This window comes from Methanomassiliicoccales archaeon (assembly GCA_036504055.1).
GTDB lineage: Archaea > Thermoplasmatota > Thermoplasmata > Methanomassiliicoccales > UBA472 > DASXVU01.
The window spans coordinates 1-24,671 of sequence record DASXVU010000045.1; the positions used below are offsets into that span (position 1 = coordinate 1).

Here is a 24,671-nt window from a genome sequence, read left to right on the forward strand (position 1 = left end):
TCATCTTTTCAATGATTATCAAAATTATAAATAATTCAATTAGCCATGTGATTCGGGTTAGAGTTGTCGGAACGATCTGTCGGACCGTTCCGGTTGGAGATTGGAGGAAAAACAACATGCATTTTAGAGCGACCAAGATCCTCTGTATATTGGTAGGGTTGGCGATGATCACAACCGCCTTCGTCGCCCTAGTACCGATCAGCAGGGACGCAGCGGCTGCCGGAACGATCATCGCCGATCCGGAGCCCATGGACATCGGACCGCAGATCCGGGCTTCGGGTCCCCACCCGAGCTCCGAGATTGCGGATACCATCACAGAGGCCAGTGCGACCACTGCCTACAGCTTCACTGGTTCCTATGCTGTCGGTGACCAGGTTTTCTATTGCACCGGAGAATATGGGAAAGCATCCTATGAGACCGGTTCTGGATGGATGTGGTTCACAAAGCGGGTGGACGGAGCGCATTGCGAGGTCTGGACCCAGAACGACATGACGTTCATGGAAGGGGATCCGAGGAATGCGAACGTGAACATGCTGACGATCACTGACTCGCAAGCCCGATACATGGCCAATCAATTTGACAACGTGATCTACCCGATCGAGAAGAAGTACTTCTCCGATGCACCGCCCGCGGATGGCTCGAACGAACAATGGAGCGCCGCATATGGGGAACAATTCCCGTCGGACATGCTCCTGAAGACCAATGATGCCGGAAAGGTCGCCATAATGGTCTTCAACATCGTGGATGACAGCTTCTTCGACCCCACGTATCCATACTATATCGTGGGCTATTTCTCGCCTTCCATGCAGTACCAGTATGACAGGAACATCATCCACATCGACTGCTATGACTGGATAGACAGGACCGGCCCAGGCCATGGTGATCATTCCTACCTGATAGAGGGGACGATCGCCCATGAGTACCAGCACCTGCTGCACAACTACGTCGATCCAGGTGAGACCATCTGGATCAACGAAGGCCTCTCAGACTATGCGGAGATGCTCACCGGCTATGGAACCCCGGACTCGCACATCGCGCACTTCCTGGCGACTCCGGACAACTCGTTGACCGAGTGGGGGGACCAAGGGGACATCAACATCCTGGCCGACTATGGGGCGGCGGCCGCGTTCATGATCTATCTGAACGACCACTTTGGAGGGGCGTCCATCGTCTCCAAATTGATGAAGAGCACCCTTCATGGCGAGCAGTCGGTCACCACGGTGCTTCAGCAGAATGGTTACAAGAAGATGACCTTCGACACGGTGTTCGGCTATTGGCATCTGGCGAACCTGATCCACTCCGGGAAGGGTATGTACAATTATACATCGATCAATCTCTGGAAGATCGGAGAAACGGCGATAAGGGATTACACCCCGGGAAAGCAGTTCAAGAGATCGAAGGCGGCCCCGACCCTGACCATGGAGGGGGAAGCCATCGACGGCCCGAACCTGATCGGCACCTACGGAACCGATTATCTGCACATCATCAAGGACAAGTGGGCAACGTACCATAGGCCCATCAACTTGGCACTGTTCCAGGGTCAATCGATCATCCAGGCCGATGGATGGAAACAGACCAAGATCGGCGCCTACAATTATTGGTACTCGGGATCTGGCGACCTGCGGGACGTTTGGCTGACGACCAGCACGATCAAGATGGGCATATCGGCTGGCTCACTCCAATTCGACGCCAAATGGAACATCGAGGAGGGTTTTGATTTCGGATTCGTACAGGTCTCCACCGATGCCGGAAAGACATGGACCTCCCTCGGCTACGACCTTACGAAGACCACTGCGGACGAAACCGCCATGCCAGAGATCGTTGCCAATCTGCCTGGAGTCACTGGAGAACAAAGCGATTTCACGCATGTCTCGATCGACCTGAAGGCCTATGCCGGCATGTCCGTTCAGTTCAAGTTCCGATACATGACCGATTGGGCTTACAACTTTGATGGATGGTATGTCGGCAACATCACGATCGGAAGCACCGTTCTCACCAAGTCGATGCAGGCCAGCTACCCCAAGGACACCTCGGTGAACTGGAAGGTCACGCTGTACTTCCCGGCGACCAGATGGTCACCGATGAAGATCGTCGACGTACCGATCAATGATGCCAAGGATGTTGGGATGAAGATCTTGTCACAATACCGGGACTACAAGGAGATGTACATCGTCATCTCGCCCAACCATGGTCCTACTGACTACTCGTTCAGCGTGATACGATAGGCGGTCCCGCCGGCAAGGGCGGCTAAACCTCTAACTATTCCTTTTCTTACTGACTTTACGCTTAGATTTTAATACGTTCTCTCCATTGACATAGACGCTGGGCTCATGGTTTAGCGGTTATAACGACGCCCTTACACGGCGTAGGTCGCCGGTTCGAATCCGGCTGAGCCCACTCCATTCCTCGTCCAAACTTATCACCATGTATACTGGTCTGGTTCTCCAACCTATCACAATGGGACATCTTGTGAAATGCAAATCATGCCTTAGCATCTGGACTTCATGATATCTGGTCAGGCCTGAGGACGCTAAGTTCCGGTATCGGCATGGATACCGTACGAAAGGCAAGAATCTTAAAAAATGGGGATCGAGACGGTGCCTTATAACCAGAGGCTAGGCGGGCTTGACAAGGATTCGGAGAATCAACGGTATATGGTTCAAACAATCTACAACTCGAAAAAAAAGGTCGCTCCCATTCCATGAGTGGAGCTAGTCGAATAGGTGATGCCATCTTACCATATGCATAGCTCTTCCATCCGCTGCAAATTCGGACAATCATTAAATATTGCGAACTAAGGCGGTAATTCTTAAGTAAATCCCAAGGAGGTATTAGTTCTGACACACCACTATTCAGGGCCGAATTTTGGCTTTCCGCGAGGAGACGCTCGTTTGGACCTCACCGACCTTTTTGCGTTCCCCAAACCTGGCGACGTTAGTAGGTCGACCATCATCATGAACACGCATCCCTCGTCTACGCTCAATCCACCTGAACCTACAACCGCTGAACCCTACGCGCCAGAGGCCCTCTATGAACTGAGAGTGGATACGAACGGGGACATGATTGCGGACATAGCCTATCGAGTGCGCTTCACACGGGGCGGAACTGGTGCAATGACGGTGACAGTGCGTCGAGCAGAAGGGACGGAGGCAGCCGACAGAGGCGAGGGTGGAAGGGTCATATTTGAAGGAGCGCCCGTCTCGATGGGTCGCGAAGCGCAGGTGACGAGTTCGGGTGCCTATCGCTTGTTTGCCGGCTGGCGCAGCGACCCGTTCTTCTTCGACCTCAATGGTGTTTTGAACAAGATGCAGTTCACGGGAGCGGACTGGTTCGCGGACAAGGATATTTGTAGCATAGCCTTAGAACTGCCCGTAAGCGATATTGGGGGCGGAGCGAGCTTGAATCTATGGCATCGATCCCTCTTGCAGGTTGACGGCAAGTGGGTGCAGGCCGATCGCGGGGCAAGGCCTTCTCAGACCCCCTTCCTTGCGGACGCCGAAAGAGAGGCGTATCTCGACGGGGAGCCGGCACAGGACATCAGATTCGTGCCAATGTTCGCTCATGCCCTTGAGCAGACCGGCGGTTACACCCCGAAAGGGGCCGAGGCGGCGGCCAGGAGCCTGTTGCCCGACGTCTTGCCATACGACCCCAATAAGCTCGCGGCATATCCCGGAAACGGGCGGATGCCGAGAGACGACGCCAAAGACGTGTTCCTTACCGTGTTCAACGGTAGGCTGACATGGGATAAGTGTGGACCGCACGCCGATATGCTGGACGAGTTTCCCTATCTCGGTCCGCCGCATGTAATTCGACAGGAGGGCACAGAGCCTGGAGAGGGCCGTAAGACCATTCAAGTGTCGGGATGATGAGTCATCAGTTCCGCACAATGAGATAGGCCGACCTCCGAATAACCATTCGGTCTCAGCATCGGGAATGGCTGTCTGAAACAGAACCTCGTACAATCCTAACGAGTCAACGTTTCCGATGTCTCAAGTGGTCTTTGGTCACCATATTAAACTGGGTGTTCACAAATTATTAATGCCGAGGCCTGCCTTAAAAACCAGCATGAGAAAGATCGCAGTTCTAACTTTCGTTTCAATCGACGGCGTCATGCAAGCGCCCGGCGGGCCAGAGGAGGACGTCTCCGACGGTTTTAAGTATGGCGGCTGGACGGTCCCCTATTTCGATGAGTACGTGGGCAAAGTAATGAGCGAGCAGATGAGAAGGCCGTTCGACTTGCTTCTGGGCAGGAAGACCTACGATATATTCGCGTCCTACTGGCCATATCACAAGGAGGGAGACCTGGGAATCAACCAGGCGACCAAGTATGTCGCATCCAGACGGCCATTGAATTTCACTTGGGAGCGATCAATCCAATTGAGCGGTGACACAGTAAAGGCAATTCTGGCCCTCAAGGCGCAGGACGGTCCTGAACTTCAGGTCCACGGCAGCAGCAACCTGATCCAGACCCTCCTAAAGAACGACCTGGTCGACGAGCTCCGGCTCAAAATATTCCCCTTGACGCTGGGCCCGGGAAAGCGGCTGTTCGCCGAAGGCACGATCCCGGCGGCATTCAAGCTGACCGACAGCCAGGTCTCACCGAAGGGAGTGATCATCGCCAACTACCAGCGCGCTGGAGAGGTGGAGACCGGGTCCTTCTGAGAAAAGGACTGAAATCATGAATGCCTTGACCGGTTCGGTTGATTCAGTCCACTCGGAATTATTGATCAGAGCAGCGATGATTTCCATATTGTTAAAGAGAGGGACGAATAGATCTTAATGCGAGATTCACCAGTTGCTGGGTCAAAAATCGATTCTAGGCCATAAACGATTTGAACACGAAAGATGTTGTCCAGAAGAGGATTTCGTGGCTTCACATGGCGAGTCTAAGTTAGCGGTCGTCGCAGCCGTCATCGGCAATCTGATCATTGCGGTTATAAAATTCATCGCTGCGATCTTCACCGGCTCGTCCGCCATGATCTCCGAAGGGATCCATTCGGTCGTAGACACCGGGAATGGCCTCCTTCTGCTGCTGGGCATGAAGGATGCCAGCAGGCCGGCTGATGCCGAGCACCCGTTCGGCTATGGTAAATCGCTGTACTTCTGGACGAACATTGTGGCCATCTCCATATTCGGCATCGGCGGCGGCATGTCCGTATATGAAGGAGTGACCTATGTCGCTTCCGTCTCCCGATCCACCGAACTGGGGGACCCCACGGTAGCTTACGTCGTGCTCGCCATCGCCCTTCTGGTCGAAGGCTCATCGTTCACGATAGCCTTCCGAGCGTTCCGCAAGGCGAGGGGAGACATGGGAACCTGGAAGTTCATCAAGCGTTCGAAGGACCCGAGCCTGTATGCGGTAGTGTTCGAGGACAGCGCGGCCTTGCTAGGCCTGGTCTTCGCGTTCCTGGGAATATTCCTGGGTCACATGTTCCACAACCCATACCTGGACGGAATCGCATCGATAGCCATCGGTCTGCTGCTGATGAGCGTGGCTTGGTTCCTGGCCTCTAGGACCAAGGGTCTGCTGATGGGCGAAGGTGTCACCCCCGAAGAGCTGGCAGATATCCGACGGCGGGTAGAGTCGGACCCGGCAGTGCAAAAGGCGGGAGACATCCTCACAATGTATATGGGCCCTCAAGACCTGATCGTCAACATGGGAGTGTGCTTCGTCGCGGGGACAACGGACCAGAAGATGCACGACTCGATACATCGCATCGAGGCCGATCTATACAAGGTATACCCTGAAATCAAAAGGGTCTATATCGAGGCGGAAACGCTGGCACATGTGACGAACGATGAATGTCCCCATGAGTGATCTCATCGACCAATACCTTGTCTATCCGTATCTGGTATTGGCCCGCCTGATATCGAGATGTTGACCACATTCAACATCATCGAGGCTCTATGTGTGTCGAAAGGAGCAGTCTTATAGCCGCATTCAAGCGATCTTCAACGGGTTTGGGGATTGACACAAATGTATACAGGGTCAGGGGTTGTTTTCTTTTTTTTCTGATCGATCCTATGACCTGAGGTATAAAATTCAAAATCCGTATTGGATACTCATCACAATAAATAGAAAATTATTCCTGAGGGGAGCATGAGCATTTCAAAGAACGATATCAAAAAGCAAAAGGCAGGAAAGAACGCAAAGTTGGCGGAATTAGAGAGCAAGGCCGCATCCGGCAGTGGGGCGGCGAAGAAGAAGCTGGCCAAGATGCAAAAGAAATAATCATGGGTCATGCAAGTAATTATTTGGCACCGATGCTGGCTGGATATGTTTTCTAATGCCCAAGCGGTATGGCCAACAAGATCATCGGTGCCGATTCCTGCCTACTTCTTATATCCCTTTCCGAACGAGAATGCCTTTGCCACGATCTCGCCGATGTGGCAATAGTTCTGACCGGCAAAAACGATAGGATCGATCTTCTCGATGTCCGGCATTCCACCGGTCATGCATTCGGTCGCAACGTGAACGTCCATTATCTCACCAATGTGGAGATTGTGGCTTCCTAGCTCGAGCGTGTGACGGAGCTCGCACTCGATATTGATCGGGAACTCGCTGATCAGAGGAGCGGTCTCCAGCTTTCCGTAGAACGACTCGAAGACCTTTGATTTGTCGGTCTTGCCGCCTGAAACAATACCACAATAGTCCAGCTCCAGGGCGTTCTTGGCCGACGGTATGTTAACGCTGAACGACCTGTTCTCCTGAATGCCCTTCTCGGTGTGCCTTGTCTTGTTGATCGCAATCGCGATCATCGGAGGGTCCATGCATGCGACCCCGGTCCAGGCGACCACCATATAGTTCGGTTTTCCTCCGACGTTAGCACCGACCAGCACTGCAGGCATTACCGACATATAGGGCCTGGGGCCCAAAGAAGTCTTCTTCATTTTCAACACCTATTTTGTCTAAAACATTAATATTCATGGTATTTAGTTTTATTAGAGAATGGAGTATTGAAGAGACCATCGGGTATCCAGCTCGGGTAAGGATTGGCGGTATGGATTCTAATTACTCAGCATGAGGGTCCGAGTCTTGAAATCTCCAATTGCCCTGGGGAACGACCATCTCGAACCTGGAACCCTTTCCTTCTTCGCCTGTCTCGGATATCGTTATGCCGGTCATTTTCAGTATTTCCCTGGACATGTAGAGCCCCATGCCAGTGTTACTGCCGAATCCGCTTTCGAATATGCGTTCCTTGAGCTCCTTCTTGATCCCTTTGCCGTCATCCTGGAAGATGACCACACATTCCTTTCCGATCACTTTCGCCTCGACAACGATGGAATTGACTGTCTGGCCATGTCTCTTTGCGTTGTCCATAAGATTGTAGAACATGCGCTCGAGCATCAGATCTGCATAGACCTCGAGCTTGCCGGTCCTTATGATGATGTTTACAGGTGAGAACGGACCAGTGTTGCGCACCTTGGTCAGCAGGATGTCTACCCGTTGCCATTCAGGTTGCTTGACCCCTACCGCCTGATATTCCCGGGCGAAAGCGAATTGATCGTCAATAAGAGCAGAGGCATCGATGATCGCCTTGGCGTACCGTTCGATCTCCTCCGGTTTCGTTTTTCCACGGAAAAGGAGTTCCGCATATCCTCTCACCACGACCAGCTGGTTCTGGATATCGTGGCGGGTGATGTTCGAGAGTATGTTCAGCTTGGTGTTGGCACTCGTCAGGGCATCCTTCATGTTCTTCTCGGTGGTTATGTCGCGGACTATGAGGAGCCGACCGGTCGGACGGCCGGCACGATCGTTCATGGTGGAAACCTGAAGGTCGAAATACTTCGTGCTCTCGCCCTTCTTCACGGTCAGTTCGGAATGGCTCTTGGACAACGCATCAGGGTATTGGTCTGGGTATAACCATGAGATCTCGTCTTCGACATTCTTCTTGAACACCTCGGTCAACCGTTTTCCGATCATGTTCTCCGCTGATGGATTGATGTGCACGATCAATCCCTTGTTGTTGATCACGATCGCCCCTTCGTTCATCGTGCCCATCACGATGTCCAGGGCGATCGGCATGATGTCGTTCAATTCATACTTGAACAACCCGAAGAACATCATTATTCCAGCGACCAGGAAAGATAAGATAACCACCATCGTAAGGCTTATTTCAGCAAATCCGAAGTAGCCAATGGTGAGGATCAAAAGAGGTAATGTAGAGGTCAGGATTAGATACCTGACCTGTTTGCGAATCATCTGCCCCGACTTGAGGTAGACCATGAAGAGGCAGGATAAGGCATAAAAATAAACAATTACCATATAAATCATAGAGCCAATGAATAGCGGCCCATATGAAGCATCGAAGGAACCGAAACCGTCTCCTCCTCTGATACTGGTATAGAACAGATGATGCCAATCATTTGTATATAGGGATATTAACATGAAGATTGGAAATATAAAAAGCAGGAATGTGGCTCTCCTGTCGGTCCATCGTTCATTGCCCGTGTAACCCATTATGAAAAGGAAATAGAGAGGCGCCAAGGAAACGTTGGATATGTATTCGAGATCGTTCCAGAGCAATTTTGCCCCCAGGTCCGGAGCAAGGATCTCCATGAGGAACGTCACAGAAAGGAAGGCGACTGCCAATGCTAGAGCTAAGAACGGCTTTTTGTATGGGAGAGTGCTCTTCAAGTAGGTGAGGGAGGCTGCCACTAAGAAAATGACGGCGGTCAAGACGAGGGCGAATCCTAAAAAGAATTCCATGACCATTGTACGTCCGTACATCTTGGGAAGATAAAGAAATCCTATTCCGATTCTAGTTCCTGATAACGTCTGACGTTCATTGCCAGCATGACAATGGCAATGATCGAGCCCATCAATTGACCCAATATGTACGACCTGTTATTCCTTCTCCGATACCTAACCGTGCTGTGGGCACCCCTTCATATGGTCGTTCACCAGCCCGACGGCCTGCATGAACGAATAGATGATCGTAGGGCCGACGAAATTGAACCCTCTCTTCTTCAGATCCTTGCTCAATTCCCTTGACTCAGGAGACTCGGTCGGTATCTCGTTCATGCCACTATACTCGTTCATGATCGGCTTGCCTCCGATAAAGCCCCATAGATATTTGTCAAAACTGCCGAACTCCTCCTGTATCCTTAGAACGCCCTTGGCATTGTTGACCGCCGCCTCGATCTTGCGCCAATTCCTGATGATCCCCGGGTTGGACATCAGCTCCTTGGCCTTCTTATCGTCGTATTGGGCGACCTTCGATGGCTCGAAGTTGTCGAACGCCTTCCTATAAGCGTCACGCTTCATGAGGACCGTCCTCCAGCTCAATCCAGCTTGGGCTCCTTCCAAAATGAGGAACTCGAACAGAAGCCGGTCGTCGTGGACGGGCCTGCCCCACTCTTGGTCATGATATTTCTTCATCTCGGGATCGCTGTTAGCCCAGGCGCAACCGCATTCGTCTACCATCAGATACTAAGTTAGGGGCTCTAGAATATAACGTTAATTATAGGGTAGACGAATGTACCTGCCATCTGCAAGAAATCGTGTGAGGAAGTAATGACTGTTCTTATTCGTCATTTGACGTTTACAACATACGTCCGATAATTCGGTCTGGATTGGTCGGAATTGTCGAGGCCTCTTGGTTTCTTCGTACGGCTATCCATCGCCGTATGGCTCCTCCTGTGGTTCCCGTAAATTATTACGAATTTCGTGGCTAACCACCCTTGACTTCGACAACTGACGTTTGTTCTTGTGTACAGATTCCGATTCATTTAAATTCCCCTTGTTCGTTCCCGAAAAAACCAATCCGACAGATGATCAAATGAAGGCACTATTCGAACCAAATTCCATAGCCGTGGTCGGAGCCTCTGCGGAAGAGCGCAAGATCGGGCACATAATGTTCAGAAATCTGATCGCATCGGAGTTCAAGGGCGAACTGTACCCGATCAATCCGAAGGCTGCCGAGATACTCGGCCATAAAGCCTATCCCACACTTATGGCCGTACCTGATCCCATCGATCTGGCCATCATTACGGTACCGAGCACCTTCGTTCCCTCGGTGATGGAGGATGCGGGAAAGAAAGGGATCAAGGATGTGATCATCATCACCGCCGGCTTCAAAGAGCTCGGAAAGGAAGGCGCGCATCTAGAGAAACAGATCGGTGATATCGGAAAGAAGTACGGCATCCGGATATTGGGGCCGAACTGTATGGGCATCATCAACGCCCACCACAACATGAACGCTACCTTCACGAACATCTATCCCAAGGCGGGTCCGGTCGCCATCAGTTCCCAATCGGGCGCGGTGTGCAGCTCCATGTTAGACTGGGCCACCAAGTCCAAGGTTGGCTTTTCCAAGTTCGTCAGCACCGGCAACAAGGTGGATATCGACGAGTCGGATCTTCTCACCTACTTTAGGGACGACGACCAGACCAAGGTCATCGGGATGTACATAGAAGGGGCGAACAGAGGCAAGGCATTCATGAGGAGCGCCCTTAAGACCAGCAGGCAGAAGCCCATAATCGTCCTGAAATCCGGAAGGACCAGCTGCGGTTCGAAGGCAGCCTCTTCGCACACTGGAGCATTATCCGGCAGTGATAAGGTGTATGATGCCGCCTTCAGGCAATCGGGAATAATAAGGGTCAGCACGATCGACGAGATGTTCGACCTGCTGCAGGTCTTCGCCAACATGCCATTGCCCAAGGGAGACGGGCTGGCGATCGTGACCAATGCCGGTGGCCACGGCGTAATGGCGGCAGACGCCTGTTCTGACTATGGTCTTACGCTGGCGCAGTTTACCAAGGAGACCATCGATAAACTGAAGGCTACCCTGCCCGGCGAGGCGAACATCTACAATCCGGTCGACGTGTTGGGAGACGCCACCGCCGCCAGGTATGAGTTTGCCATCAAAACGGTCATGGAGGACCCCAACGTACATTGCGTTGCGGTGCTCTTGTCCCCGCTGGATACCGTCGATATCAGCGCGGTGGCCCATCTGGTATCCTCTTTTGCCGGCCAGGTCCCGATGCCGATCGTGGCCGCCTTCGTTGGAGGTCAGAAGACATCCAAAGGCATCGACCTGTTGAGGGAGGCAAACATCCCTAACTATGAATCTCCGGACAAGGCCATCAGGGCCCTCGGGGCCATGGTCAAATACAAGAAGATAAGGGAGGAGATCAAGGACACCATCATCCTCACGGTGGAGGGCGATAAGGAACGGGTGCGTGAGGTACTGGACAAGGTCCATGCCGAAGGAAGGACCTCCCTATCCGAGAGCGAGGGCAAGGAAATCCTCAAGGCATACGGAGTGGGGGTGCCTATGGAAGTCACAGCCAGGACGGCAGAGGATGCCGCGAACGCGGCCGCCAAGATCGGCTTCCCGGTGGTCCTGAAGATCGACTCGCCTGATATCGCGCACAAGTCAGATGTCGGAGGGGTAGTGGTGGGGGCGGCCTCAGAGGAAGCCGTCAGGAACGACTTCGAATTGATGATGTCGAAGGTGGCAAGCCGCGTACCGGGAGCAAAACTGAACGGCGTCACGGTGTGCCAAATGGTGAAGGGCAAAGAGGTCCTGGTCGGAATGACCCGGGATGAGCAGTTCGGGCCTGTCATAACGTTCGGACTGGGCGGAGTGTTCGTTGAGATCATGAAAGATGTTTCCCAACGCATCGCTCCATTGACGCAATACAACGTCGAATCGATGATAAAATCTATCAAATCCTACCCCATCTTAACTGGTGCGAGGGGCGGGAAGATGGCGGATGTCCACGCTTTGAAAGAGGCGCTCGTCCGCATTTCACAGATCGCGATCGATTTCCCCGAGATCTCCGAGTTGGAGGTCAACCCGGTAATGGTGGGGGACGAAGGAAAGGGCTGCTACGCGGTTGACGCGCTGGTGACCATAAGGAGGATGAACTGATGAGACCATTATTCCTAAGCTCGGTGTTCGAAAACTCTGGAAAAAGCATGGTGGCGCTAGGTCTGGCTAAGAACTACAAAGGCAAGGTCGGCTATTTCAAGCCGTTCCGCGAGGATGTCCTGTGCATAGACAACCGGGTCGTCGACCGGGATGCCTACCTGATGAAGAAGGCCCTGGACCTGGAGGCCTCGGAGGAAATGCTGTCCCCACTGAAGTATGATATCTTCAGTCCGGTCAGCATGGATGCCATAACGACTGGCTATGATCGCGTGAAGGGAGATGCGGAATTCATGATCGTGGAGTCACCCCAGCTCTTCACCACCGGTGCGCTTCACCGGGTCGAGGGTGTAAGCATCGCCCAGGCGATCGGAGCGGATATCATTCTGATCGCGACCGATGAGCCGGATGCGCTGGACAAGGTAGCGCACCATGCCAGGCTGATGGAGAAGTCCGGGCTCAAGCTTAAGGGGGTCATCCTGAACAAGTCGGACGACCCGGCAGTGGAAAGACTTCTGGAGGGAGCGGGCGTGAGGGTCCTCGGTTCCATACCGGTAGCCCGTGAGCTGGGATACTTGCATGTCAGCGAGATCGCCGAGGCACTGAACGCTGAGGTCCTTGCCGGCGAGGAAGGCCTGGAACGGACCATTGAGAAGAGGATGGTCGGTGGCATGACCGCCGAATCGGCGATGAAGGACATGCGCCGCCTGCCCCGTAAGGCCATGATCGCCGGTGGCGACCGGTCGGACATGCTGACCGCGGCATTGGCCACAGACACATCCTGTCTTATCCTGACCGGAGGCCTATACCCAGCCAGGCAGATCTTGGCGAAGGCTGACGAGCTCAAGATACCGGTGCTCCTGGTCGGACACTCGACCGCTGTCACCGCTGAAATGGTCGACCGCCTCATCGCCAGGATCAACCCGAATGACGCGGACAAGATCGAGCACATCGCCGACCTGGTCCGCCGGCACGTCAACCTCGAAGCGATCTGGGGCGACTGAGGTCGATTGTCCGCCTTCAGGGCAAGACCAAACTCTTTCCATACTCCATTTCTGCTGGGATGAACCATTACCTGGGTTGATATCACTGAGTGTTATTTTCTTCCTAGCAGATATATACCCATAAATGGCTGAACGAGGGTTGTAGGTGGGTAGTTCCTCGTGGAGAAAAGTTCAGGGATGCTTCCAGAAGAGCTGAGAAAATTCTTCTTGGCGACCGGGGGTCATTCTTTGATCCTACGTGGGAATGCAGGCGTGGGTAAGACCACTTTTGCATTGCAGGCGATCGAGGAGATCGACGAGATCGATAATTCCTTCTACTTCTCCACCAGGGTGTCGGACGCCCTCCTACTAACCCAATTTCCCTGGCTTGCCGACAAGGTCTATGGAGAGGATGTTGGTGAAAGCATTCGGACAGAGATGCTGCGCAAACAGGAGGAGGAACTGGTCCAGGAGGCGGCACCTGCTACCTCCGATGAAGAATCGGAAGGACCGAAGAGACCCTGGTTCAGCAGGATGAAGCTAGTCTGGGGAACCGGGATCAACCTTAGGATGGGTCAGAATCTGCAACAGACCAGGGTCGAGCTGGCACCGTTGGAGAAGATCTACGAGGCCCTTGAGAGTTGCGGCAGCGAACGCACCTTGGTCGTTGTTGACAGCGTGGACGCCATGGCCGAGACCTGCGGGATCAATCAGGCATCGCTGATCACCACGATACAGAAGGACCTGGTGGAGCGACGCCGGGCTAATTTCATTTTCATACTGGAGAGCAACGACCGGTACCTGGACTATCTGGGTGACGGTGTGATAGAGATGTCCGTCACGGACCATCACCGAAGAAGGCTGAGGGAGATGAGCCTTCTCAAACTTCGAGGGACCCAGATCGGACAACCAAAGTACCTGTTCACCTTGAACGGAGCCAGGATCAGGACGTTCCCGGACAGGCCGGAATCGATGGTCATGAAAAGGAGATGGACCCCCATACCGGATGTGTCCGGGCGCGTGTCCCTGGGATTGAAGGACCTGGACCGGATGATGCAGAACGGCATCCTACCAGGATCGATCGTGCTGGTCGAGCTGGGACCGGATGTCCCTCCCGGCGCCTGCAGTCTGCTGGAGCAATCGATGGTCGCCAATTTCGCCTCTCTCGGTCGGGGGGTGCTGTGGCTACCGACCAAGAAGGAGACATCGGGTGGGGCCAAGGAGAGGATGAACGGACTAATCGGCGATGAACGGTTCGCGCGACTGGTCCGCATACCGGAAGTGGCTTCCCAGATCGAAGGGGCAAATGACGCATACATCATGCCGGTCGAAGGGAACGACGTGGAAACCGACCTTCGTTGGAAATCGATATCGTTCTCTCTCAAGGGAACCTCCACGCCGCTGCTGTCGATCATCGGATTCGATACACTGGAATCTATCTACGGTGCGAACGTCATGGACAGTTTCACCGATCACGTGGCCTCAGTTAAGCGCAACAAGGCGGTGCTGGTCGGATTCGTCTCACACTCAGGTCGGTCGAGGGACAAATTGGTGGACCTTGCGACCCACCGGATCAGATTGGACCGGATCGGAGGGACGACGGTCGTTTACTGCGTGGAACCGTTCACGGAATGCAACGCGATCGTGGTGGATAGGCAGGGAGACAACCCCGAGATCTCCCTTGTCCCTATCGTCTGATCGGCCATTTTACGGCAAAAATGGGTTAACGCCCTTCAATATGTTTATTTCGTTTGATGATATCTTTGCACTGCCATGTCAGCTGATATCTCTGGAAACAAGCGATGCCTATGGCATGCAGAGGATGGCCGCTGTGCCAATTGCAAGGCCAGACGTTTCCGGCATGATGCCTTGGGAATGAAGGAAGATTACGGGGAATGCGTCCCGCAATCGGATTATGGGACTTGCGAGTTCTACAAGGAAAAGCCAGTTCCGCCCAAGAAACCTTAATTGCGAATATAGTCGATGACCAGGTCAACCACCATGTCCCCCTCCATCAACCGGCTGAACTCCGATATCCTACTAGACGATGAGGAGAAGAGGGCCGGTGCACTGAAAGACCTGGCCGAACTGGCCCAGAACAACGCAGGCGAACTTTCTTCAATACCACCATTGCTGGTCGTTCTGGAGGAGGGATCGGACGCCTGCCGGGAAATGGCCTCGTGGACCCTGGGAAAGCTGGCGCAATCAGGGGTTGGAGACCTTTCAGAATTGGATCCGTTGATCGAAGCCCTTCATGATCCGGACGGAGAGGTCAGGGAGAACAGCGCCTGGGCCCTCGGAGAGCTGGCCGGCCAACGCATCGGGGCTAGGGAGGAGCTTGAGCCGATAACGGCCCTGCTTAAGGAGGACGCGGCAACCACTCGGGGAATGGCGGCATGGGCCCTGGGAAGGCTTGCCCAGCGCATGAGCCTAGTGGATATGAGGTCGATCGCCCCGATCGAGTCTCTGGTCTCGGACAAGAGCAAGTACGTAAGCAAAGGGGCTGAGTATGCCCTGCAACGCATGAAAGAGAAGATCTGACCGGACGGAGTTTCATGTCCCGTCAAACATCCGATTCAATGCCCCCTCCGAACAGCAGGCCCATCTTGTCGACGGATATCAGACCGAGCACCCTTTTGTGGTCGTCCACCACCGGCAATGCCGTGATATGATACTGCTCCATCCTTGAGGCCGCCTCCTCCATCTCCTCGTCCGGTCGTGCCGTGAGCACCGGCCTGGAAATGATGTCCAGAAGCGAGGAATAACCCATCGCGACCGCCCGAGCGATGTCCCAGGAGGTCACGATTCCGACCAGCTTTCCGCCGGTATCCAATACAGGCAGATGATTGACCTCGAGGTCCAACATGATCCTGGCAGCGTTCTGGATGGTCGACCCTTCGGAGACCGTCGGCACATTGATGCTCATCAGGTCGCCGACCACCGTTCGGCCCAGGAACTGGCGTAGATGATAGTTCAGCTGACCCGGCTCCACCAGGAATGCATCGTGGCCGTAGTTGGATTTGATCTCGGCATACTTGACCTTGATATTGTTTGCGCTCAGCGCCGTGACTATCTCCTGCGACTGGTAAGGCGGATACAGCCAGTCCGACGATACGGCGATGACGAGGGTGTTCGACCGGACCTTGGAAAGCCCGCGGATGAGGGAATCCTCTTCGTTCAGATCGAAATAGTCGATCGCTTTGGTCACATAAAGGTAAGAGTTCGCATCGAAGCGCTTGACGAACGAGTCGCCCTGATGGGAGAGGTAACTTTCCACCTGGAAATCGTTGTTGAAATCATAACCGATCGTCTCCTTGTCCTGTAACCGCCTCCCGAACTTGGAGTACATCGACTCATCGGAGAGGTAGGTGATGTGACCGATCATCCTGGCCAGGGAAAGGCCGTTGGATGGAGGCGACTTACCGTAATAGTCGCCCCCGTTCCATTCCGGGTCGGTGATTATGGCCCTTCTGCCGACCGCATTGAAGGCGATCTGCTGAGGGCTGGAATAGGCGCTCGAGGCTATCACCACGGCCCGCTTCATCCTGTCCGGATATGTGATCGCCCACTGGAGTACCTGCATGCCGCCCATCGACCCGCCGGCCACGGCGAACAACTGGTCAATCCCCAGATGCTCCACCAGGGCCATCTGCGCATTCACCATGTCCTTGATGGTCACGACAGGGAACCGAATACCATAAGGCCTGCCGGTCTCCGGGTCTGGAGAGGAGGGGCCGGTGCTCCCCTTGCATCCACCCAGGACGTTCGAGCAGATGACGAAGAACTTCGAGGTGTCAAAGCCTTTGCCAGGACCGATCGAGCTGTCCCACCATCCAGGGCGGGTGTCCCCTTCATGATAACCGGCCGCATGAGCATCGCCGGACAATGCGTGGCAGATCAATATGGCATTGTTCTTTTCCTTGTTCAGCTTTCCATATGTCTCGTAGGCGATGCGAAAGGAGGAAAGGGTTTGACCGGACTCGAGGCTCAGCGGCTTGGTGATGTCCGCTGACTTGGTCTCGACGATGCCCACCGATCCGTCGGAGCTCTTCATACTACCCTCAAAGCCTGATCAAGATCGGCGATTATGTCGTCGATGTCCTCGATGCCGATCGCCAACCTGATGTAATCGTCCGTCACTCCGGTCGATCTCTGTTCCTCGGGGCTGAGCTGCTGGTGCGTGGTGGTGGCCGGGTGAATGATGAGGCTCTTCGTGTCCCCGATGTTGGCCACGTGGGAGAACAGCTTGACGTTGTTAATGACCTTCTCTCCAGCCTCACGCCCTCCCTTGACCCCGAACCCTACCAGAGGCCCGAACCCCCCATGGAGGTATTTCTTCGCCGTCTCATGGCTGGCATGGTTGGGCAGACCAGGATAGTTCACCCACGCCACCTTTGGGTGGTCCTTCAAGAACTTGGCCACGGCAAAGGCGTTCTCGGAGTGCCTTTGAACCCGCAAATGCAGCGTCTCCAGCCCCTGCAGGAACAACCAAGAGTTGAAAGGTGACAGGGCCGCCCCGGTGTCCCGCAGAAGTTTCACCCGGATGTTGAAGGCGAGAGCGACATTCCCCAATCCTGGAAAGTTGCCGAACGTCTCCCAGTACTTCAGACCGTGATAGCTGGGGTCCGGTTCGGTGAATTCAGGGAACTTCCCGTTGTCCCACCGGAACTTGCCGGAATCTATGATGATGCCGCCTATGGAGTTGCCGTGGCCTCCGATGTACTTGGTGGCCGAATGGACCACTATATCGGCACCATGATCGATCGGCCTGACCAGTCCGATACCGGTGGTATTGTCGACCACCAGCGGCACCCCGTTTCGGTGAGCGATCTTGGCTATGGCCTCGAAGTCCGGAATATCCAATTTCGGGTTGCCCACCGATTCAAGATAGACCGCACGGGTCTTGTTCGTGAAAGCCTCCTCGATAGAGGACACGTCGGTGGACTTGACGAACCGGACCTTTCTTCCCAGATTTGGGAAGGTATAGTTGAGCAGCTCATATGTGCCGCCGTAGAGGTTATCAGCGGATACTATCTCATCGCCTGGACGGGAAACTGCCAACAGAGCATAGGTGATCGCTGCCTGTCCAGATGCCACACCTAGACCGGCTGTGCCTCCCTCTATCGCGGCCACTCTCTGCTCGAACACGTCCGTGGTGGGGTTCATCAATCTGGTGTAAATGTTTCCCAGTTCCTTCAGCCCGAACAGATTGGCCGCGTGGTCGGCCGATTTGAACACGTAAGAGGTCGTCTGATAGATCGGTACAGCTCTCGAAGTGGTCGATGGGTCTCCGGCCTGTGGTTGTCCGGCATGCACTGCCAGCGTTCCTAATCCTGGTTTCTTTTCTGTCAGTTTAATCACATCCTTGTTTGATCCTTGTTTTCTGTTTTACTCTTCTCAATTCCTTTTCGTTCTTCCAACCTAGTAGGGACATGTATTCACTATCGTTAATCATTGAAATACAGATTTCACTGGTAATATTTGAATATTATCAAAGAGAAATCGCTGTTAACATTCAATACGAATTTCGAGAGGATTTCTTACCCGGTATACAAATCTTGAATCACCAGCAACAATGAAAACGATAGGGTTTCCGTAGAATACTTTAGAATTAATAATTCATTAATGAATATTCTAGACTGGTCAAATACGAACTCCATGAATTTAAGCCTCAAGGAATGGCAAGGTTCATATTATATTATTATAATATCCTATACCTGTGATATCCGACATCGAGGCGGCGATTCTTGGTCTGCTTTGCGAGAGATCTCAATACGGATACGATCTGGACCGCACCATCGAAGAAAGAGGAATGCGCAACTGGACCCAAATAGGATTTTCCTCGATATATTACGTGCTAAAGCGCCTGGAAGGATCGGGACTTATCACCAGCATTCTCGAGACGGTAGAGGGCAAACCTTCCCGGAGGATCTACACCGTAACCGATCTGGGAAGGACGGCAATGAAGGAGAAGATCGTCGATGTTCTGTCCAGATGCCCAAAGCTGGTCTCGCCGTTCGACCTGGGGCTGGCTAACATGGACATGCTCACCCGAGAAGAGGCGGTCGAATGCCTCACAAAGCATGTGGAAGCGTTGAACGAAAGGGCCCGGTTCTTGGAACGAGCTATCGCCGAGAGCATGGGACGGGGCGATCCTTATAGGGTGACCCTCCTGTTCGAGCTTCCCCTGGTCCATCTGGAAGCGGAGCGAGAATGCATTGACAGATTGATCGTTCGGTTAGAAGAGGGAGAAAGGTTGTAGGGCGATATCATGCAAAAGGACCTGACGATAGAAGGGTTTCAGACCCTGGGAGGGAAACACTGCTGGTCTGCATCGGCCAGATCGGTGCTGAACTACCATGGAATAGAACTGTCGGAAGAGATGGTCTTCGGACTCAGCGGCGGATTGTCGTTCATCTACTGGTATGGTAAGGGTATGCCGGCCCCTTTCGTCGGGGGACGGTACGGCAAAGGGAACGAACCGCTGGCAGACACATTCAGACGGATCGGGGGGGATGTGACCGTCAAGGAAACCTCCAGCGGTTCGAAGGCTGCAAAGGACCTTGTGGATTCGATGATGAGAGGTGAACCGGCCATCGTCTTCGTGGATATGGCCTACCTACCCTACATGATGATGCCGGAGGATGCCCATTTCGGAGGACATACTATAGTTGTGCACGGGGTGAGCACCGATGGGATCGCACACATAAGTGACAGGAGCGTCGTCCCCTTTGCCCTGAAAATGGATGATCTGCAGAAGGCCAGGGGATCGAAGTTCAATCCTTTCCAGCCCAAGAACAGGATGCTGCTGCCCCGCTATCCAGATGAAGTATCCGACCTGGCCCCGGGTATAAGGCAGAGCATAGCGAACTCCTGTGACTCGATGCTCGACCCTTCGATATCCAACCTTGGGCTGAAAGGAATGAAGAAATGGTCGATGGAGGTCCGGAAATGGCCGGTCAGCTTCAAAGGCATGGCATTATTTGGATGCCTCCTGAACCTGTTCATCTATATCGAGATCGGAGGCACCGGAGGAGGGGCGTTCAGGCCCATGTATGCGGATTTCCTGGATGAATCAGCGCGCATGATCGGCGCCCCGGAACTTACCTCGGTGGCCTCTGAGTTCAGAAAATGCGGTAGCATATGGTCGGAGATAGCCAGGGAGGCCATGCCGGACGAGTGGGGATCTCTGGCCCAGGCGAGGCGCCTCATGGTGAAGAAGAACGACCTGTTCGAGCGGGAAGGCCCGCACGCTCGGGATAGGATCTGCGAGATCAACCGAGAGCTCGACGGAGAGTTGAAAGGCACCATCAAGGCGGAATTCGATTCCCTGAGCCCTTCCCGGGCATTAAGCCTCGCGGAGAACCTGAGCGGACTGATCCATAACCTGGAGAAGGCCGAATCGGATGCATTCGATACGCTGCGCGGGGTCATCTCACGGGCCGATGATCGGCCCGGGAATGAAAACAATATAACCAAGGTACGGCCCTAACGGGATGAGGCAATCGAATGGTCCAGTTCCGTCCTTTCCAGGGATATGTCCCGAACATCGGCGCGCAAGATAAGGTCACCGACCGGGTATCCCCACCCTACGACGTCATTTCAAAGGAGGAACTGGCGGAGCTTCAGTCCCATCCGCTGAACGTGACCAACATCACCCTGGGCGGGATCGATGGCAGGTACGAGGAAGCGGGTAGGAAACTGGCATCATGGATCGAGCAGGGCAGGCTGAGAAAGGATGAGAAGGAATCGTTCTACCTGTATCGGCAGACCTTCACTGAAAACTTTGAGAAACTGCGCCGAACTGGGATCATCGGCGTCCTTAGGTCGGAAGGCTACGACCCGGACGGGGTCATCCCCCACGAGGAGACGTTCTCCAAGGTCAAGGAGGACCGCCTGAACCTGCTGCGGGGGGTCGAGACCCATTGCGAATCGATATTCTGCCTGCACGATGGGCTGCCCGCCGACCTGGTCAGTATTATGAACAAGAGCGCGACCCCGGTCCTGGAATGGACCGAGAGGCAGGGAGTGACCCACTCGCTCCTACGCATATCTGACCCGATCGTGGTCAAGAGGATGATGACCGAGCTTGGTTCCAAGAGGCTGCTGATCGCTGACGGACATCACCGCTATGAGACATCCGTCCGATACGCCCAGGAGAATCCGACCGACGAACGCAAGCAGTTCGTCATGGCCACGCTCGTCTCCACCGACGACCCGGGTTTGATCGTAAGACCCACCCACCGGCTGCTATCCGGCATGGAGATCAGCGAGGACGACCTGATCGACCGGTTGGAGGAGTTCTTCTACCTCCGCATCTTCGACCGCTTGCCGGAAATGATCGGCGCCCTCACCGCATCGAAAGAGACCGCCCTGGGCCTTTGGACCAAGAACGAACGGTATATCCTCCTCGTGCCAAGGGAGACCGATCCCACGGATATGATGTGGTCGGTGGACACGTTCGTCTGTGAGAAGGTATTGCTGGACAAGGTTGTAGTCCCGAACGCTGGCAAGGATTTCAGGATCTCCTACGACCACGACCCGATCTCCGTCGGTGACAAGATACAGAAGGGCGAGGCGGACATAGCGGTCATCCTGAACACCCCCAATCTTGAGGCGATCTGGCAAGTGGCGTTGGGAGGACGGGTCATGCCGAAGAAGTCGACATATTTCTGGCCCAAGATCTGGTCCGGATTCCTATACTACCGTATGAAGTGATCCGTTATCGGGATCCCATCCCGCAGGTGCTGTCCAGCACATTCCTTAGTTCCTTGAACCGCTCGGGATTGAGCTTGAATGCTTCCATGCACTCCTTCGAGCAGAAGTGATAGGTCCCGTCCTGATACCGGTAGTCGAATTTGGCATCGGGAGCGCTGATCTCCTGGCCGCAGACCGGATCGATGGTGATGTGGCGTGCTCTGCCCACCATGAGCCTGGCCCCCATCTCATGACAATTGACGATGCTGTCAGCCCCTACCAGCCTCAGCTTGGCCTCATTGTTGTGATCCTCCACCTCGGATACCACCTGGATCTTCGGGTTCAGGGTCTTGGCCGTCAGGACCACGATCATGTTCTGGGAATCCTTCATGGTGGCGATAAGACCCTTTGCGGTCGAGATGTTGGCCCTTTGCAGCACCTCTTCCGATTCGGCGTCGCCGGAGATGACCGGGACACCCTTTTCCACCAGGCCCTCCACCTTCCCACGGTCGTTCTCGATGACCAGGTACTTCTCGCCCTTCTTGACCAACTGGTCCAAGACCTCCCTTCCTACATTTCCGTATCCGCAAATGATGTAATGATCCTTCATCCTGACCCTCCTTTCAGGCAGGCCCAGCTCTCTCCTCAGGTCACGCTTGATGGCCAGGTCGAACAGGCTCTGCAACGTGGAGACCCCGGCCGCTATTCCCATTACCATCACGACCGTCGCCGTGAACCGGCTGACGTCCGTGGTCGGTATGATGTCCCCATATCCGACGGTGAATACTGTCGTTATGGTAAAGTACAGGGACAGCAGGGGGTTTTCATGGACCGACGGTTCCACGAACGTGAAAGCGACCGTCCCCGATAGCAGGACCCCGGCGAATATCGAGATCGAATAGAGAAGCCTGCGGTTCATCCTTCGTTCGTCCATGGCCCCAAAGAACTAGAGATTCCCGACTATATTTCTATGTTGGAGGAACGGTCTTGAAACCGAGAACAGGAAAAAGAGCCACTGGAGGGAATTGAACCCTCGACCTATGCCTTACCAAGGCATCGCTATACCTCTAAGCCACAGTGGCAGTGTCACTCCCCAACCTGATTACTATTGATAAATCTTTCTGAGTTGTTCCGCGCCATTGACGGTCCCAATGGCAAACCCTTTTGTCTATCCAGATGCTAAGGGACCGTGATGAAGGGAGAGATGAACGCATTCGATATCATGGCGATATCGGGCGAAATGCAGTCGCTTGTCGGCGGATTCGTTGACAAGGTGTTCAACTGGGACAAAAGGAACGTCCTATTCCGGATCAACACCCAGCAGGGAAAGATGGAACTCTACTTCAAGGGCACCAAGTGGCTCTTCGTGCCGGAATCGAAACCGGACGCCCCGGACACCCCTTCCAGCTTTGCCGTCCATGCGCGAAAGTTGCTCGGCAATGCCCGCGTGCTCTCGGTGGAACAACGAGAGTTCGACCGGATCCTGGTCCTGAAGGTGGCGAACAGGGAGGCCGCTTTCGACATCATCTTCGAGTTGTTCGGAGATGGTAACCTGCTCATAGTGGGCGATGGAAAGATCGTGAACTGCATCGAACAGAAGAAGTGGCGTCACAGGGATGTGCTCATCGGCGCCGATTACCAGTTTCCCCTTTCCCGTTTCGATCCCAAGGTCGAGGACGAGGGCGGATTCAAGAAGGCCATCGCTGGCTCCACCGCTGATGTGGTCCGGACACTGGCCACCTCAGCCAACATCGGCGGGCAGTACGCAGAGGAAGTTTGTCTGCGATCCGGTATCGACAAGTCCCGAAAGGCCAAGACCCTCACCGACCAGGAGACCAACGGCCTGTTCCAATCCATCAGGGATGTGCTCGACTCCATCAAGGCCTCGCCCAGCCCCAGACTGATATACGACGGCGATCTGGTGGTCGACGTGACCCCGATCGAGCTGCGCATGCATTCCTCACTGCGTCCTGAAAAGAAGGCCACGATGTCGGAGGCCTTGGACATGTTCGTGAAGAGCGTCCGGGTGGAGGAGAAGAAGGAAGAGAAGGACGAAGAGCTGGAACGTCTCATCCGCCAGATGGAACAGATGACCCAGAACGTCACCCGGCAACGCGAGGAATCGGAACGTCTGGCAGAACGGGCGAACTCATTGTACATCAACTATCAGCAGGCCACCGACCTGCTTGCCAGGCTGAAGGAGATCGCCTCCATGGGAGACTGGGAGGCTATCAAGTCTGCGATGCTGGGAATTCCCGGAGTGGTCACCGTAGACCCGAAGAACCACAACGCCACGGTGAAGCTCGGAGAGTTCGAGGTGAAGGTGGACTACACCGCAGGACTGGAAGAGAATGCCAACCTCCTTTTCCTTGAGGCCAAGGAAGCAAAGTCCAAACTGGTGGGCGCTGAACAGGCCGCCAAGGAAACTGAACTGAAGATAGCCTCCCGAAGGAAGAAGGGAGAAGCCATGGCCCGTACCGCCGTCAAGGAGGTCAAACCTACGAAACGGTTCTGGTTCGAAGCCTATAAATGGTTCATCACCTCGGGTGGAAAGCTTGTGCTCGCCGGTCGCGACGCCCGAGGCAACGATCAGGTGGTAAAGAAGCATCTGACTTCGAAGGACCGGTACGCCCATGCGGACGTCCATGGGGCTCCGTCAACGATACTCAAAGAGGGCGGAACGGCCACGGAGGAGGAGTTGCGTGAACTGTGCCTGTTCGCGCTGGCGCATTCCAAGGCCTGGAACGCCGGAGTGAGCGAAGGGACCGCCTATTGGGTGGAACCGGACCAGGTGACCAAGACCCCCGACGCGGGTGAGTTCGTGCCGAGGGGCGGATTCGTAATAAGAGGGAAGCGCAATTACGCTCACCACCTGCCGCTTGAACTCGCCGTAGGGGAGATATCCTACGAGGGTGCCAGAAAGATAATGTCCGGCCCGAGGTCGAGCGTGGAGAAACTGTCCACCAAATACGCAGTGATAGTTCCGGGAAAGAACACCGGAGGGAATGCGTCCGCCGTCCTGGCCAAAATATTCGGCGTCCCCGAGGAAGAGATCGCCAGGATCCTTCCGCCAGGTGAGGCGGAGATCAAAGAGAGGCATAATCTAGAATAGGAG

20 protein-coding genes and 2 tRNA genes are annotated in these 24,671 nt (G+C 54.3%); 15 read left to right on the forward strand and 7 right to left on the reverse strand.

Going from position 1 to position 24,671, the window contains the following annotated elements:
- Positions 1 to 116 precede the first annotated feature (116 nt).
- The 6 genes from VGK23_10635 to VGK23_10660 all read left to right on the forward strand — a co-directional run bounded on the left by VGK23_10635 (position 117) and on the right by VGK23_10660 (position 6,232).
- The gene (locus VGK23_10635) at positions 117 to 2,225 is read left to right on the forward strand and encodes a hypothetical protein (GenBank protein ID HEY3420998.1); all 2,109 of its coding nucleotides are present in this window, start codon (positions 117 to 119) and stop codon (positions 2,223 to 2,225) included.
- A gap of 99 nt (positions 2,226 to 2,324) precedes the next feature.
- Positions 2,325 to 2,397: transfer RNA gene (locus VGK23_10640), tRNA-Val, on the forward strand.
- A gap of 494 nt (positions 2,398 to 2,891) precedes the next feature.
- Entirely contained in the window at positions 2,892 to 3,866 is a 975-nt protein-coding gene (locus tag VGK23_10645) for a DUF4331 family protein (GenBank protein HEY3420999.1), read from the forward strand.
- A gap of 199 nt (positions 3,867 to 4,065) precedes the next feature.
- Positions 4,066 to 4,662, forward strand: coding sequence for a dihydrofolate reductase family protein (locus VGK23_10650; protein ID HEY3421000.1), 597 nt, complete (start codon positions 4,066 to 4,068; stop codon positions 4,660 to 4,662).
- Positions 4,663 to 4,867: 205 nt separating this feature from the next.
- Positions 4,868 to 5,818: a cation diffusion facilitator family transporter gene (locus tag VGK23_10655; protein ID HEY3421001.1), complete on the forward strand. Its 951-nt coding sequence runs from the start codon at positions 4,868 to 4,870 to the stop codon at positions 5,816 to 5,818.
- Positions 5,819 to 6,100: 282 nt separating this feature from the next.
- The gene (locus VGK23_10660; GenBank protein HEY3421002.1) at positions 6,101 to 6,232 is read left to right on the forward strand and encodes a hypothetical protein; all 132 of its coding nucleotides are present in this window, start codon (positions 6,101 to 6,103) and stop codon (positions 6,230 to 6,232) included.
- A gap of 101 nt (positions 6,233 to 6,333) precedes the next feature.
- Here the strand turns inward: VGK23_10660 and VGK23_10665 are convergent, their stop codons facing one another.
- The 3 genes from VGK23_10665 to VGK23_10675 form a co-directional block, all read right to left on the reverse strand.
- Positions 6,334 to 6,891 carry a flavin reductase family protein gene (locus VGK23_10665; protein HEY3421003.1) on the reverse strand — a complete coding sequence of 186 codons (558 nt, stop codon included), beginning with the start codon at positions 6,889 to 6,891 and terminating at the stop codon, positions 6,334 to 6,336.
- Between the two features lie 121 nt (positions 6,892 to 7,012).
- The gene (locus VGK23_10670) at positions 7,013 to 8,731 is read right to left on the reverse strand and encodes a histidine kinase N-terminal 7TM domain-containing protein (GenBank protein ID HEY3421004.1); all 1,719 of its coding nucleotides are present in this window, start codon (positions 8,729 to 8,731) and stop codon (positions 7,013 to 7,015) included.
- A 135-nt stretch (positions 8,732 to 8,866) separates the two neighbouring features.
- A complete protein-coding gene (locus VGK23_10675) occupies positions 8,867 to 9,427 on the reverse strand; it encodes a DNA-3-methyladenine glycosylase I (GenBank protein ID HEY3421005.1) in 561 nt (186 codons plus the stop codon).
- A 355-nt stretch (positions 9,428 to 9,782) separates the two neighbouring features.
- Between VGK23_10675 and VGK23_10680 the strand changes: the two genes are divergently transcribed.
- From VGK23_10680 to VGK23_10700, 5 genes are all read left to right on the forward strand, one after another.
- Complete coding sequence (locus tag VGK23_10680) at positions 9,783 to 11,879, forward strand: acetate--CoA ligase family protein (GenBank protein HEY3421006.1); 2,097 nt, start codon at positions 9,783 to 9,785, stop codon at positions 11,877 to 11,879.
- Positions 11,879 to 12,880 carry an AAA family ATPase gene (locus VGK23_10685; protein HEY3421007.1) on the forward strand — a complete coding sequence of 334 codons (1,002 nt, stop codon included), beginning with the start codon at positions 11,879 to 11,881 and terminating at the stop codon, positions 12,878 to 12,880. Before VGK23_10680 ends, VGK23_10685 begins: the two co-directional genes overlap by 1 nt.
- Positions 12,881 to 13,057: 177 nt before the next feature.
- Positions 13,058 to 14,557 (forward strand): gas vesicle protein GvpD P-loop domain-containing protein, encoded by a 1,500-nt coding sequence (gene gvpD, locus VGK23_10690; GenBank protein ID HEY3421008.1) that lies wholly within the window; start codon positions 13,058 to 13,060, stop codon positions 14,555 to 14,557.
- A 75-nt stretch (positions 14,558 to 14,632) separates the two neighbouring features.
- Positions 14,633 to 14,827, forward strand: coding sequence for a hypothetical protein (locus VGK23_10695; GenBank protein HEY3421009.1), 195 nt, complete (start codon positions 14,633 to 14,635; stop codon positions 14,825 to 14,827).
- A gap of 15 nt (positions 14,828 to 14,842) precedes the next feature.
- The gene (locus tag VGK23_10700; protein ID HEY3421010.1) at positions 14,843 to 15,400 is read left to right on the forward strand and encodes a HEAT repeat domain-containing protein; all 558 of its coding nucleotides are present in this window, start codon (positions 14,843 to 14,845) and stop codon (positions 15,398 to 15,400) included.
- A 22-nt stretch (positions 15,401 to 15,422) separates the two neighbouring features.
- Here the strand turns inward: VGK23_10700 and VGK23_10705 are convergent, their stop codons facing one another.
- Positions 15,423 to 16,913 (reverse strand): homoserine O-acetyltransferase, encoded by a 1,491-nt coding sequence (locus VGK23_10705; protein ID HEY3421011.1) that lies wholly within the window; start codon positions 16,911 to 16,913, stop codon positions 15,423 to 15,425.
- On the reverse strand, positions 16,910 to 18,220 hold the full coding sequence (locus VGK23_10710; protein ID HEY3421012.1) for an O-acetylhomoserine aminocarboxypropyltransferase/cysteine synthase family protein: 1,311 nt from the start codon (positions 18,218 to 18,220) through the stop codon (positions 16,910 to 16,912). The genes VGK23_10705 and VGK23_10710 overlap by 4 nt, the downstream gene beginning before the upstream one ends.
- A gap of 358 nt (positions 18,221 to 18,578) precedes the next feature.
- Here VGK23_10710 and VGK23_10715 point away from each other — a divergent pair, with 358 nt between their 5' ends.
- The 3 genes from VGK23_10715 to VGK23_10725 are packed head-to-tail and all read left to right on the forward strand — an operon-like array spanning position 18,579 to position 21,577.
- Positions 18,579 to 19,121: a PadR family transcriptional regulator gene (locus VGK23_10715; protein ID HEY3421013.1), complete on the forward strand. Its 543-nt coding sequence runs from the start codon at positions 18,579 to 18,581 to the stop codon at positions 19,119 to 19,121.
- A gap of 9 nt (positions 19,122 to 19,130) precedes the next feature.
- Positions 19,131 to 20,351 carry a BtrH N-terminal domain-containing protein gene (locus VGK23_10720; protein HEY3421014.1) on the forward strand — a complete coding sequence of 407 codons (1,221 nt, stop codon included), beginning with the start codon at positions 19,131 to 19,133 and terminating at the stop codon, positions 20,349 to 20,351.
- A gap of 17 nt (positions 20,352 to 20,368) precedes the next feature.
- The gene (locus tag VGK23_10725; protein ID HEY3421015.1) at positions 20,369 to 21,577 is read left to right on the forward strand and encodes a DUF1015 domain-containing protein; all 1,209 of its coding nucleotides are present in this window, start codon (positions 20,369 to 20,371) and stop codon (positions 21,575 to 21,577) included.
- Between the two features lie 4 nt (positions 21,578 to 21,581).
- Here VGK23_10725 and VGK23_10730 read toward each other — a convergent pair whose 3' ends face one another.
- Both VGK23_10730 and VGK23_10735 read right to left on the reverse strand, forming a co-directional pair.
- Positions 21,582 to 22,475, reverse strand: coding sequence for an NAD-binding protein (locus VGK23_10730; protein ID HEY3421016.1), 894 nt, complete (start codon positions 22,473 to 22,475; stop codon positions 21,582 to 21,584).
- A gap of 91 nt (positions 22,476 to 22,566) precedes the next feature.
- Positions 22,567 to 22,638: transfer RNA gene (locus VGK23_10735), tRNA-Thr, on the reverse strand.
- Positions 22,639 to 22,748: 110 nt separating this feature from the next.
- Between VGK23_10735 and rqcH the strand changes: the two genes are divergently transcribed.
- Positions 22,749 to 24,668 carry a ribosome rescue protein RqcH gene (rqcH, locus tag VGK23_10740; GenBank protein ID HEY3421017.1) on the forward strand — a complete coding sequence of 640 codons (1,920 nt, stop codon included), beginning with the start codon at positions 22,749 to 22,751 and terminating at the stop codon, positions 24,666 to 24,668.
- Positions 24,669 to 24,671: the final 3 nt, after the last annotated feature.